The organism is Glaciecola sp. HA4-3, assembly GCF_055693685.1.
Window position 1 is genome coordinate 2,094,914 of the sequence record NZ_CM146340.1, and the last position, 12,439, is coordinate 2,107,352.

The 12,439-nt window shown below is 41.5% G+C and carries 12 protein-coding genes, 2 tRNA genes and 2 pseudogenes; all 16 read right to left on the reverse strand.

The genetic code is table 11. The features are described from left to right. Window positions 1-108 precede the first annotated feature (108 nt). The 16 genes and pseudogenes from ACZ1G6_RS09880 to ACZ1G6_RS09955 all read right to left on the reverse strand — a co-directional run bounded on the left by ACZ1G6_RS09880 (window position 109) and on the right by ACZ1G6_RS09955 (window position 12,234). Window positions 109-184: transfer RNA gene (locus tag ACZ1G6_RS09880), tRNA-Lys, on the reverse strand. 26 nt (window positions 185-210) lie between these two features. Next, a tRNA-Lys gene (locus ACZ1G6_RS09885) sits at window positions 211-286 on the reverse strand. Window positions 287-452: 166 nt separating this feature from the next. Further along, window positions 453-1,220: a tol-pal system protein YbgF gene (gene ybgF, locus ACZ1G6_RS09890; RefSeq protein WP_472616157.1), complete on the reverse strand. Its 768-nt coding sequence runs from the start codon at window positions 1,218-1,220 to the stop codon at window positions 453-455. Window positions 1,221-1,223: 3 nt separating this feature from the next. Beyond that, a complete protein-coding gene (gene pal / locus ACZ1G6_RS09895; RefSeq protein ID WP_472616158.1) occupies window positions 1,224-1,802 on the reverse strand; it encodes a peptidoglycan-associated lipoprotein Pal in 579 nt (192 codons plus the stop codon). A gap of 33 nt (window positions 1,803-1,835) precedes the next feature. Beyond that, on the reverse strand, window positions 1,836-3,212 hold the full coding sequence (gene tolB / locus ACZ1G6_RS09900; protein ID WP_472616159.1) for a Tol-Pal system beta propeller repeat protein TolB: 1,377 nt from the start codon (window positions 3,210-3,212) through the stop codon (window positions 1,836-1,838). Continuing rightward, window positions 3,212-4,150, reverse strand: a complete 939-nt coding sequence (gene tolA / locus ACZ1G6_RS09905; RefSeq protein WP_472616160.1) for a cell envelope integrity protein TolA — start codon at window positions 4,148-4,150, stop codon at window positions 3,212-3,214. The genes tolB and tolA overlap by 1 nt, the downstream gene beginning before the upstream one ends. 1 nt (window position 4,151) lies before the next feature. Beyond that, complete coding sequence (gene tolR, locus ACZ1G6_RS09910) at window positions 4,152-4,574, reverse strand: protein TolR (RefSeq protein WP_472616161.1); 423 nt, start codon at window positions 4,572-4,574, stop codon at window positions 4,152-4,154. Window positions 4,575-4,579: 5 nt separating this feature from the next. Beyond that, a complete protein-coding gene (tolQ, locus tag ACZ1G6_RS09915; protein WP_472616162.1) occupies window positions 4,580-5,299 on the reverse strand; it encodes a protein TolQ in 720 nt (239 codons plus the stop codon). 4 nt (window positions 5,300-5,303) lie between these two features. After that, on the reverse strand, window positions 5,304-5,693 hold the full coding sequence (gene ybgC, locus ACZ1G6_RS09920) for a tol-pal system-associated acyl-CoA thioesterase (RefSeq protein WP_472616163.1): 390 nt from the start codon (window positions 5,691-5,693) through the stop codon (window positions 5,304-5,306). A gap of 401 nt (window positions 5,694-6,094) precedes the next feature. Next, a pseudogene (gene ruvB, locus ACZ1G6_RS09925) lies at window positions 6,095-7,098 on the reverse strand (Holliday junction branch migration DNA helicase RuvB). A gap of 30 nt (window positions 7,099-7,128) precedes the next feature. Further along, window positions 7,129-7,749 (reverse strand): Holliday junction branch migration protein RuvA, encoded by a 621-nt coding sequence (gene ruvA, locus ACZ1G6_RS09930; RefSeq protein ID WP_472616164.1) that lies wholly within the window; start codon window positions 7,747-7,749, stop codon window positions 7,129-7,131. Between the two features lie 39 nt (window positions 7,750-7,788). Further along, on the reverse strand, window positions 7,789-8,310 hold the full coding sequence (ruvC, locus tag ACZ1G6_RS09935; protein WP_472616165.1) for a crossover junction endodeoxyribonuclease RuvC: 522 nt from the start codon (window positions 8,308-8,310) through the stop codon (window positions 7,789-7,791). Beyond that, a complete protein-coding gene (gene nudB / locus ACZ1G6_RS09940; protein WP_472616166.1) occupies window positions 8,307-8,747 on the reverse strand; it encodes a dihydroneopterin triphosphate diphosphatase in 441 nt (146 codons plus the stop codon). The genes ruvC and nudB overlap by 4 nt, the downstream gene beginning before the upstream one ends. Before the next feature lie 5 nt (window positions 8,748-8,752). Further along, window positions 8,753-10,520 (reverse strand): annotated as a pseudogene (gene aspS, locus ACZ1G6_RS09945) (aspartate--tRNA ligase). 141 nt (window positions 10,521-10,661) lie between these two features. Next, on the reverse strand, window positions 10,662-11,720 hold the full coding sequence (locus tag ACZ1G6_RS09950; RefSeq protein WP_472616167.1) for an ABC transporter ATP-binding protein: 1,059 nt from the start codon (window positions 11,718-11,720) through the stop codon (window positions 10,662-10,664). After that, window positions 11,713-12,234 carry an ABC transporter permease gene (locus ACZ1G6_RS09955; protein ID WP_472616168.1) on the reverse strand — a complete coding sequence of 174 codons (522 nt, stop codon included), beginning with the start codon at window positions 12,232-12,234 and terminating at the stop codon, window positions 11,713-11,715. Before ACZ1G6_RS09955 ends, ACZ1G6_RS09950 begins: the two co-directional genes overlap by 8 nt. Window positions 12,235-12,439: the final 205 nt, after the last annotated feature.

The following is a 12,439-nucleotide window of genomic DNA, read 5'->3' on the forward strand; positions in this document are numbered from 1 at the left end:
ACTGCTTTAGCCATATAAGTGCATACAAAAACGCAATTAAATACTTTGAAAGTGTGTAAAAATCGTAGAATGAGAAAATAATGAATAATGGCAGTAAATTAGCTTGAGTGGTGGGTCGTGCTGGATTCGAACCAGCGACCAATTGATTAAAAGTCAACTGCTCTACCAACTGAGCTAACGACCCTCAAGATCTTACAGGTTTTGTGAAAGTGGTGGGTCGTGCTGGATTCGAACCAGCGACCAATTGATTAAAAGTCAACTGCTCTACCAACTGAGCTAACGACCCTTTCACAAGTGTTGAACATATGCTAACAGACCTAGTCGGTTACGTTACGTCACAACGGGCGCATATAATACTCAAAACCACACAAGGTGCAACCATTTAATATGATTTTTTGTAATTATTTACAGGAATTTTAGTTTTACGCTAGCCGTAAAATAACAACTGCCTACTAATTAGACAGTTGTTGATTAGCTAGTCTTGCTGAGGTGCTACTTGGGTATTCAGTAACCACTTGTTGGAAGAACCTACGAGCCGCATTAGCATTGCCAGCAGTTTGTTCTATCAAACCTAATTTGAGCAAAGAGTCTGCTCGTTTAGGCGAATCAACAAATTGATTAGCCACTTGCTCAAACTCTGACTTTGCTTCGTCAAAACGTTGTTGGTTGTACAACAATTGTCCCAACCAATAATGCGCATTTGCGGTAAGTTGTGAGTTTGGATAGCTTGTCAAAAACGCTCTAAACGCAGGTATTGCGCTATCGTAGTCTTTGTCTTGTAGTATCAAATTCACTGCAGATTGATACGAACTTTGCTCATTCGCTGGGTCTGCCACACTTACATTAGCTTGCTGCGTATTCGTGGTCACAGCTGTGCTATTCATATTGCCGATATTTGTTTGAACCTGACTTGCACTTTGCTGCAAATCTGCAAAACGTGTATCAAGCTCCAAAAACAGCTCGCGTTGACGTTCAAGTAGCTTTTCTAGTTGATGATTATGTAATTCAATTGTGCCTTTCATAAGGTCAATATCGTTTTGTAACTCATCAACTTGCTGTTGCATTCGTTGTTGCGAAGTTGTCCGCGAATCAACTATGCGCTCAAGCACAGCTAAGCGTTGTTCTAATTCGTCAGCGGTTAAATCAACAACAGGCGCCTGCGCAAGGCTGGCACCTGTATAAAAAACCGCGCTAAAACTTAAAGCGGTAAGTAATTTCATTGATTAATTATAAACCAATACACCACGACGGTTTTGAGCCATTGCGTAATCAGACGTACCCATTACTGCTAGCTTTTCTTCGCCGTAAGACACTACAGAAATTTGTGAACTGCTTACACCAGCATTTGTAAGGTAAGTTTCAACTGCTTTTGCTCTGCGCTCACCAAGTGCGATGTTATATTCTGGTGTACCGCTGCTGTCACAGTGACCTTCAATCACGATGCTTTGATCAGGGTTCTTGATTAAAAAGTCAGCATGCTTATCAAGCACTGCAGTAAAGTCAGCTTTTACCGTTGAACGATCAAAATCAAAATACACTACTGAATCATTCATTAGGCTTTGTAATTCAGCTGCAGCCATTTCTTTTTCTCTTTCAAGACGTTCGATACGAGCCGTCTCTACACGGGCAGCTTCTGCCGCTGCAGCTTCCTCAGCGCGTTGAGCTTCGATACGAGCTTGTTCTGCAGCTGCTGCGTTACGTTGTGCTTCAAGCTCTGCTTCTGTCGGTCCACTTTGACATGCCATTAATGAAGAGGCGGCTAGCGCAAGAACTGCTATTTTTAATTTATTGTTTGAAAGCATGATTAATCCTTAATTGTATAAAACTTACTATTATTATAATAAAAATGGAGACCAACTAGGCGACTTTACTTGCCCGTTTGCAGCGGGTAAAAGCGCTTTGAATCGCCCATCTAACGACACCAAAGACAGCACCTGTCTACCTTCATGAAGCGTGCTATAAATAATCATGCTTCCGTTAGGTGCTATACTTGGTGACTCATCTAAAAACGTCTTAGTCAATACTAACATATCTCCAGAAGATATGTGTTGTCTTGCTATATGATAATCCCCTGCTGTTCTATTTACGACAACTAAATGCGAATTATCGGGTGTAACTGACGCCGCTAAGTTCATATCACCATCAAAAGTGAGACGTCTAGTGCGCTTACTCTCTAAATTTACTGTATATACTTGCGGTTTTCCACCCCGTTCTGAGGTAAATATGATGCTTTTTCCATCAGGTGACCACGTTGGCTCTGTGTCAATGGCTCTATGGCGGGTAATCCGCTCAAGCTTTTTACTACTTAAGTCCATTACATAAATTTCAGGGTTACCGTCTTTAGACAGCACCATTGCAAGCTTTTTGCCATCAGGTGAAAACTCTGGCGAGCTATTTATCCCAGGGAAATCGGTAATACGCGTGCGTCGTTCAGAATAGATATTTTGGATAAATATTTGTGGGCGCTTTTGCTCAAAACTTACATAAGCGATTTCTTCACCGTTAGGTGACCAACTTGGCGACATTAAAGGCTCTGGAGAAGACAACAGTCTAATTTCATTTTCACCATCGTAGTCCGAGATCACTAATTGATATGGGCGTGGCGTGGTTTCTCGGTCGCGCACTACTATGTAAGCTAAGCGTGTTAAGAATGCCCCTTTTTCGCCTATGAGTTTTTCATAGACTATATCGCTCATAATATGAGCATATTGCCTAAATTCATCACCTGAAATTACTCTTTCGCGACTTTCAATGATGTGATCTTTGCTTGACATTAACTGACCATCTACAAGTGCTTTTGATTCACCACCAGTAATTTGCGCACGCAAAATATCAATCAACGCAAAACTTACTTTATATTGATCAACACCCACCGGTTCAACGCTACCCACCACAATCGTGTCGATGCCACTTTGGGCCCAAGCATCGTAATTAACTTCATCGTCACTTGCTGGATATTGAGGCATTTGTGAAATACTAGAAGGGCTAAATTTACCGCTACGCTGCAAGTTGTTGGTCATAACATCTGATAAATTTTCAGGCAATATGGTATCACCCGTCCACCTAAATGGCACAACCGCGATAGGGCGAGCGTTATTCATGCCCTCTGTTATCAATATTTCCATTGATTGAGAAAATACCAGCGAAGGTTTGATGATTATCAACGCTAACACGAATAAACGACACAAGTTATTTGCTGCTGGTTTTATCATTATAAATTTGGCCTCACCGTAAATGTTACACTTCTAAATTTATTGAAAATCTCTGGGTCTCTCGGGACAGGCAAAGTGTCAGGCCTTAGCACTGCACTTTGCGCCGCTCTACATAAAGCAGGGTCGCCATTTAATACTTCTACATTAAGCACTAATCCGTTAGAAGCAAGCTGAACTTTTACCCTGCACTCACGCCCATTGAACTCATCTCCAATATTCAAATTACGCAGCACTGTTTGCTGAATCAAGCCCCTATATTTTTCCACCTCAGACATAATACGCCGTTGGTTAGCTTGAGTCATCGCCGCTTGCTCTTGTTGTAGCTTTTGAGCTAATTCATCTTCGAGCTCTTGTTGCACACGCTCTTGCTCTTGCCTGACTCGTTCACGCTCTAATTCTTCTTGTCGCTGGCGCTCTAACTCATCTAAACGAGCTTGTTCTTCTTGCTGCTTGCGCTGTTCTTCTTGTTCTCGTTGCTGTTCTTGTTCACGCTTTTTACGAGCTTCATCAGCTCTGCGTTTTCGTTCTTGTTCTTGTTGCCTTGCTTGTTCTTGTTGCCTTGCTTGTTCTTCTTGTTGTTGGCGTCTTTTACGCTCTTGAGCTTGCCTTTGAGCGCGTTCGCGCGCTTGTACTTGTTCTTTTTCACGACGTTGTTGCGCAATAACATTACTATCAATAAAGGTGGCTTCCACAATATCGACTCGATTGGCGCTTGTTTGCTCAGGCATCTGTGCGGCAAACACTAATGGCTTAGTACTAAAATTGAAACTAAATAATAAACTGGCAACAATCAGGCCATGCAAAGCAAGCGAGCGAAACATAGCGCTGCGCATAAGCTCCTTTAGTTTTTGTAAAAAAACACCTTTTTGTACCGAATCATTTTGCTGAATTCCGCGTTCATCTGATGACCTGTCATTTGACTGCTGTTCAATCGGCATACTAAGGCTCGTTCGGATCCGTCATCAAACCAACGCTAGGTGCACCCGCTTGCTGCAGTAATACCATCAAATTGACCACTTTGGCATAATCTACTTTTCCATCACCATTCACTACCACCGGCGTTTCTGGAGATGCCGCTAATCGCGTTTTAACAATATCGGCAACCGCTTGCGCGCCAATTGGCGCTTTGGGATCATCCCCTACATTTATATAATATAAACCTTGAGCATCAACCGACACAATTAGCATGACCTCTTCTTCTGTCTCGATGGTCTGTGCTTCAGCCTTGGGCAAATCAACCTTTACTCCCTGTGTTACAAGAGGAGCAGTTGCCATAAAAATAACCAGTAACACCAGCATTACGTCAATGTACGGTACGACATTGATCTCTGAAACCTTTTTTCTACGCTTGCGCACATACATAAGTGCTAGCCTCTACCTAGCAAGTTTTGAGCGTTTGTTGTGCTTTGCTGCTGCGTCGCTAAAGTTTGACGATGCAAAATAGCAGAAAACTCTTCCATAAAGTTACCATAAGTGTTTTCTATTTTTTCAACTTGTGTACTAAAGCGGTTATATGCGATGTATGCAGGAATGGCAGCAAACAAACCAATTGCAGTTGCAATCAATGCTTCAGCGATTCCTAGCGCAACCATTTGTAAGGTAGCTTGTTTTGCCTGCCCTAAGGCAATAAACGCCGTCATGATGCCATAAACGGTACCTAACAAACCAATGTAAGGGGAAATAGAACCAACTGTCGCTAAAAAGGGTAAGCGCTGCTCAAGCTCATCGACTTCGCGTGACATTGCTACTCTCATTGCTCGATATGTGCCATCGGTAATAGAGCCAGGAATCGTGCTTGCTGTTTTACGTAATCGTACGTATTCCTTAAAGCCACTACAAAAGATTAATGCTGTGCCGTTTAAATCGGGTTTATCAGCTAGTTCAGAGTAGAGTTGATTTAGATCGGCGCCTGACCAAAATGACTCTTCAAATTGCTTGGCTTCCTGAGTAGCCCGTTTTAAAGCCGATGAACGTTGAAAAATATACATCCAACTCATCACTGACATGACTAATAGCATTAACATAATGAACTGCACAACAAAACTGGCTTGCAGTACGAGGTTCAAAACAGACATTTCACCGTTCAATGGCTTATTCCTTTATCATAATTTTTGTTCTTAATTCAGGTGTCATAGCAATCGGTTTAGAAGTACGAATATCCACCGATGCCACCTTTACTTTAGCGCTGATTAAAAGTGTATCATGCCGCCAAATTTCTTGCTCAAAAAACATGCTAGCACGCTTAATTTGTAACGCTCTACACGTAACCTTGAGCTGATCATCAAGTTTAGCACTACTTTTGAATGCAATATCCATGTGTATGACGACAAAACCAATAAATTGTTCCAATAATAATTGCTGCGAAACCCCTAAATTCCTCACCCACTCTGTTCGAGCTCGTTCTAGGTATTTTAGGTAATTGGCGTGATAGACAATACCGCCAGCATCAGTATCTTCGTAATACACTCTCACATCGATCATCTTTTTCGGTATCCCTCAATCTCACTTTCACGATAGATTGTTTTGTCATTTTTAATGTTGAGATTAATAACGCTTGAGTAACCTTTGACATTTTACATTAAATTAAGTACATCAAACCATTACATTTTATTTACAATTTCACACTTGAATCGCCTTACATGCTTGAATATAGCAAAATATTAAGCGATTCGGATTAAAAATATACACATTAGTTTTATTAATCCGAAAATAAAATTTTATTCAATTGTTGAGCGAATAAAAAATCCATATCATACGCGCCATTCGAGACACACAGTGTTTTGTTTTCATGGAATCCCTTCCGTTTATAGTTATTTTAGGCCCACAAATGTGGGCCTTTTTTTGTCTGATCATCAACGATGCGCTATTTTCAGAAGGTCACTTTATTTTTTGATATCAAAGCCCAAATGCATATAAGCACTTGGAGTTGCGACTCGTCCGCGCGGTGTACGCTGCAGGTAACCTTGCTGAATCAGGAACGGTTCAATCACATCTTCAATAGTTTCTTTTTCTTCGCCAATGGCAGCAGCAACGTTTTCTAAGCCAACTGGCCCACCGTCAAACTTTTCAATAATTGATAGCAACAATTTACGATCCATCAGATCAAAACCTAACTTATCGACATCAAGCATATTTAAAGCAAGCGACGCGATTTCGGCGCTGACTTTTCCATTAGCTTTTACTTGGGCATAATCTCTGACTCGGCGAAGTAAGCGATTAGCAATACGGGGGTACCTCGTGACCGCTTTGCAATTTCCAATGCACCGCTTTGTTCCATATCCATATTTAGATGCTCAGCACTGCGCAAAATGATATTGGTTAAGTCTTTGATTTTATAGAACTCTAAGCGCTGGGTAATGCCGAACCTATCGCGCAATGGCGAAGTCAACGATCCTGCTCTAGTAGTGGCGCCAATGAGTGTAAAAGGAGGTAGTTCTAGTTTAATCGAACGCGCTGCAGGTCCTTCACCAATCATAATATCTAATTGGTAGTCTTCCATCGCTGGATATAACACCTCTTCAACCACTGGGCTTAAACGATGAATTTCATCAATAAACAAGACATCGTTTTCTTCTAGATTAGTCAGTAAGGCCGCTAGATCACCCGCTTTTTCTAAGACTGGTCCTGATGTTGTTTTGATATTGACCTTCATTTCGTTAGCAACAATATTAGCTAAGGTAGTTTTACCTAAGCCTGGAGGGCCGAAAATCAATAAATGATCTAAGGCTTCGTCCCTAGCCCTTGCAGCCTCTATAAAAATTTCCATTTGATCACAAACTGCTTGTTGACCAGCGTAATCGGCAAGCAATTTAGGACGAATAGCCCTATCAACAGCAGCATCTTCAGATTGCTCTTGTGGTCGTAAAATACTATCTGCTTCAATCATGAGCTACCTCTTTTTTGGACATCTTCTTACCTACACCATCGATTTAAGAGCATCTCGAATTAGCTGTTCACTACTTGCATCATCGCTTGCCACTTGCTTAACGACCGACTCTGCTTGTGCTTTTTTATAGCCTAACGCTATTAGTGCACTAACGGCTTCTTCAGTATTGCTAGTTTGTGCTTTTAACAAACTCGGTCCATTTGCATTAGTGGTTTGGCTAGGAACACTAAAGCTAGGTAACGCGTCCAAATCATTTAGTTTGTCTTTAAGTTCAACCACCAGGCGTTCAGCAGTCTTTTTACCAACACCTGGCATTTTGACTAAGGCATTTATGTTTTCTTGCATCACTGCATCTACAAATTGCTCAGCCGACATGCCTGATAATATCGTACACGCTAACTTAGGCCCCACGCCATTTGCTTTGATCAATACTCTGAACAATGTACGTTCAAGCCTTTCTACAAAACCAAATAATAATTGCGCGTCTTCACGCACCACAAAATGAGTGTGCAAAGTAACAGGCTCACCTTCGTTGGGAAGTTGATAGAAGCTAGTCATGGGTAATTGAATTTCATACCCAACACCGTTCACATCAAGGACAATCTCTGGAGGGAGCTTTTCGATAATAATGCCGGATAAACGAGTGATCATATAGATTGTCTTTTGTTATTTTTATTATGCTTATAACGCCTATTGTAATCGGCGTCTGACCGTTTTTGTAGCGTTTCCTGCCATTTTTATTAAGCTTTGCTCTGTATGCAAATGACATAAAGCCACCGCTAGTGCATCAGCCGCATCTGCTTGTGGTGTTTTATTTAGCTTTAATAAGTGAGTAACCATATGCTGCACTTGTGTTTTTTCTGCACTTCCTTTGCCCACAACAGACTGTTTTATTTGTCTTGCTGAATATTCAAAAACAGGCAAATCAACATTGGTCGCTGCTACTATTGCAGCGCCTCTTGCTTGACCCAGCTTTAATGCCGAATCTGGGTTTTTGGCCATAAAAACTTGTTCTATCGCGAAATTTGTAGGGCTGAATTGCTGAATAATCTCTCCAACACCGTCAAATACATTTTTAAGGCGCTTAGACAAGTTATCATCCATCACTTTTATGCAGCCACTGCCTAAATACACGGTTGTATTACCTTTGACGCCAATCACGCCATATCCTGTGATGCGCGAACCTGGGTCAATGCCTAAAATAATGTTCACTGTGCCATTACCTCTGGTACATACCTAATGATAGCTTGCCTGTTTGTATCAGACCACACTTTAGCCGCGGCGTCTTGCTTATTTAACCATTGATATGATAAATGTTCAGTTAATATAATATGGCTCATACTTGGAATTTGCGCACAAAACACATATTCAAAATTGCGCGTTACGCCTTTTGGATACCTGTAGCGCCACTCTTGGCGAATAGAATATTGATTAACTCGACGACAATCTGCAATATCCATCAGTGATAAAGCAACACCGACTTCTTCGCTCACTTCTCGTAAAGCGGTTTGAATTGGGCTTTCGCCAAGCTCCATCGTGCCAGTAACAGACTGCCAAAATAAAGGGTCGTCATCCCGTTGCAAGACCAAAACCTGACCGAACTCATTAAACAGCACAACAAGTACAGATTCAGGTCTTTTGAATGGCATCGGATTTAGTCTTTATCAACCTTGGCGATTGTGGCGATTGAAAGCTCTTTTAATTGCTCAGGGTTAGCTTGGCTAAGGCGCACCGGTAAGTGGGCATGCCGCGGTAGTTGTTTTAGGAAAGGCCATTACATCTCTTATCGATTCTGCACCTACCATCAGCATGACTAATCTATCTAGACCAAAGGCAAGACCGGCATGAGGCGGGGTTCCATATTTTAGTGCTTCTAGTAAGAAACCAAACTTCTCTTGTGCTTCTTGCGCTTCAATCCCTAGTAAGTCAAACACGGTTGACTGCATATCCATATCGTGGATCCTGACAGAGCCACCACCTAATTCAACGCCATTTAACACCATGTCATAGGCGTTTGACAATGCACTTACTGGCGATGCTTTTAATGCTTCAACATCATTATTAACAGGCGCCGTGAAGGGGTGATGTAAAGCATGCAAACGACCATCAGCCTCTTCAAACATTGGAAAGTCTATTACCCACAGTGGCTTCCATTCACCGACTAACAAGTCAAAGTCTTCACCTAGTTTAAGCCGCAACGCACCTAAGGCTTCCGTTGTCGTTTGCCAGTCACCTGCACCAAACAACAAAATATCACCGGTTTTCGCCGATGATGCCTCTAAAATCGCCTCCACAGAAGATTCATCTAAAAACTTTAAAATCGGGCTTTGAAGCCCTTCTATGCCTTTGTCAACATCGTTTACTTTTATCCACGCTAAGCCTTTTGCACCATAAACGCTAACATACTCGGCATATTGGTCAATTTGCTTGCGTGAAAGCGACGCGCCACCTGGTACGCAGATAGTCGCCACACGACCATTTTCATCATTAGCTGGGCCACTAAAGACCTTAAACTCGATATTTTTAACAGCATCAGCAACATCGATTATCTCAAGTGGGTTACGCAAATCAGGCTTATCACTGCCAAAGCGAGACATGGCTTGGGCATAACTCATATGTGGAAAATCACCTAAATCTACATTTAATAAGTGCTTAAACAAATCCCTAATCAGCTTTTCGGTTACTTGCATGACGCCATTTGCGTCCAAAAATGTAGTCTCAATATCTATTTGAGTAAATTCGGGTTGGCGGTCGGCACGCAAATCTTCATCTCTAAAGCATTTGACAATCTGGTAATATTTGTCCATGCCACTCATCATCAACAATTGCTTAAATAACTGTGGTGATTGCGGCAACGCAAAAAATTCGCCTTTGTGCGTGCGGCTTGGCACTAAATAATCACGAGCACCTTCGGGTGTCGCTTTTGTTAAAATTGGCGTTTCTATATCAAGAAAGTCGTTGTCTTCTAAAAAGCGTCGAACAAATGCTGTTACTTTAGAGCGAAATACCAAACGCTCAGTCATCAGTGGACGACGTAAATCCAAATAACGGTATTTTAATCGTTGTTCTTCGGAGTTTTCTTGATTCCAATCTAAGGGTAGCGCTGGCGCTTTATTGATAATCTCTACGTCTTTGGCCAAGATTTCAATACCACCGGTCAGCATATCTTTATTTATCTGAGAATCGGGTCTTGCCCGCACACGCCCGGTAATGGCAATACAAAACTCATTTCGAAGTGAACTGGCAACTTCAAATGCGTCTTTTGTGTCAGGGTCAACAACAACTTGAACAATGCCTTCTCTATCACGTAAGTCAATAAACACTACGCCACCTAAATCGCGACGTTTGTTAACCCATCCATATAGGGTAACTGTTTGTTCAAGATAAGATGTGTCAATTCTTCCACAATAATTAGTGCGCATGCATAAAGCCTTTTGAGGTTAATACTTTTTTGTAATGCCGTACTGTATTTCAGCGACGGGAAATCGCGGCAGATTATAAACTAAAGTAAGCATAAGCTAAACGTTGCACTGGCACTTTTTAACAGTTAATTGCAAACTGACTTAGCTAAACCAGATGACGTGTTGCGCTTGTACTTTGATGCCAAACAATTCGTCAATTTCATGATTATGGTGACTAGGCGCAAAACAAAGCACGGTTTCTTGGCTTGATGGCAGCTCAAGCGTATAACGAATAAATGCGCCTCTAAACTGCTTGGCCACTATTTTTGCTTTTACGGGGCTACTGTCTTCATGAATGATGTCGTCTGGACGAAGCAAGATATCAATAGTATTTACGTTTTGATCGATAGGTACGTCACTTAACACTAGTTCGCCTAAGCCAGTTGACGCAGTAACTCTTTTTGAGTCATCGTTAATGTGCCCTTTGATAAAGGTCCCCTCACCGATAAAATTCGCCACAAAACGAGTATTGGGTTCATGATACAAATCATAAGCGCTTGAGAATTGCTGAAGAGATTGAGACGCCAAAACCGCAATTTTGTCGCAAAAAGCAAAGGCTTCACTTTGATCGTGAGTGACTAGTAATACCGTTAAGCCAAGTGTCTTGATGATGTTACGCAGGTCATAGGCCACTTGCTCTCGTAATACTGGGTCTAGCGCTGAGAAAGCCTCATCCATTAATAATAAGTCAGGTTGTGGTGCCATTGCTCTGGCCAAAGCCACTCGCTGTTGTTGGCCACCTGATAACTGAGATGGAAGTTGTTGAGCAAAGGCGCTTATTCCCGTTATCTCCATATAGTCATAAACACGTTGGTCGCGTTCTTGTTGGCTTAAGTCATCTAAACCAAAAGCGACATTTTCATATACTGTCATATGCGGAAATAACGCAAAATCTTGAAAAACCAAACCAATAGAACGTTTGCTTGGTTCTACAAGCATTTTCGATGAAGCCACTACATTCTGGTTAATGCTAATCGTGCCACTTACAGGTGACAAGAAGCCCGCAATAGCCCTAAGAACAGAGGTTTTGCCGCAACCCGAAGGACCTAATAAACATGCTATTTCGCCTTTATTTAATGACAAACTCATATCTGATAAGACGCGTTTATCACCATAAGCTAGGCTTAGTTTATCTATTTCTAATAATGCAGAATTACTCACGGTTTATCTTCTCAAGGCTACGGGTTAATAAAATGACAGGAATAATACCTGCTAAAACAATACTAACAGCCGGTAAAGCAGCGTCGATGAGTCGTTCGTCAGATGCCAACTCGTATGCGCGGACCGCCAGCGTATTCATATTAAAAGGACGTAAAATAAGCGTGGCTGGCAATTCTTTTAATACATCGACAAATACCAATATAAACGCGCTTAATAAACTGGCCTTTAGTAAAGGGGCATGAATACGCCCCAATAATTTAGCTTGACTAGCCCCTAGGGTAAATGCCACTTCGTCAACTTGAGGTTTAATTCTATCAAGGCCAGTATCAGTATTATGCAAAGCTACACTTAAATATCGAAGTGCATAGGCAAATACCAGTATTGCCATGCTGCCTGAAATCACAAGCCCTGGTTGATAATCAAATAGTGCTAACGTGATTTTGTTAATAAAAATATCTGCATCACCTGCCACTTGGATAACACCAACTGCGATAACAATGCCAAGGCAAAGCATATCCTAAACTAATGAACTGACTAGCCAGTTGTATTTTTTTGCTTGAATAAAGACGTTTACAATACGAAATAATCAAAGCCAAACACACTATGACAATGGCACTAAAAAACGCTAATTGTAATGATGTAAATAGCAATGGCCAAAACTCATCTAACACTGATATATCAAAATAAGATATTGACCACCAGAGTAGCTGTGCAAAGGG

What these genes read in the sequence shown, in the direction of transcription:
- ybgF (WP_472616157.1), bottom strand. Translation starts at nt 1,220, where the DNA reads ATGAAATTACTTACCGCTTTAAGTTTTAGCGCGGTTTTTTATACAGGT.
- pal (WP_472616158.1), bottom strand. Translation starts at nt 1,802, where the DNA reads ATGCTTTCAAACAATAAATTAAAAATAGCAGTTCTTGCGCTAGCCGCC.
- tolB (WP_472616159.1), bottom strand. Translation starts at nt 3,212, where the DNA reads ATGATAAAACCAGCAGCAAATAACTTGTGTCGTTTATTCGTGTTAGCG.
- tolA (WP_472616160.1), bottom strand. Translation starts at nt 4,150, where the DNA reads ATGCCGATTGAACAGCAGTCAAATGACAGGTCATCAGATGAACGCGGA.
- tolR (WP_472616161.1), bottom strand. Translation starts at nt 4,574, where the DNA reads ATGTATGTGCGCAAGCGTAGAAAAAAGGTTTCAGAGATCAATGTCGTA.
- ybgC (WP_472616163.1), bottom strand. Translation starts at nt 5,693, where the DNA reads ATGATCGATGTGAGAGTGTATTACGAAGATACTGATGCTGGCGGTATT.
- ruvA (WP_472616164.1), bottom strand. Translation starts at nt 7,749, where the DNA reads ATGATCACTCGTTTATCCGGCATTATTATCGAAAAGCTCCCTCCAGAG.
- nudB (WP_472616166.1), bottom strand. Translation starts at nt 8,747, where the DNA reads ATGCCATTCAAAAGACCTGAATCTGTACTTGTTGTGCTGTTTAATGAG.
- ACZ1G6_RS09955 (WP_472616168.1), bottom strand. Translation starts at nt 12,234, where the DNA reads ATGCTTTGCCTTGGCATTGTTATCGCAGTTGGTGTTATCCAAGTGGCA.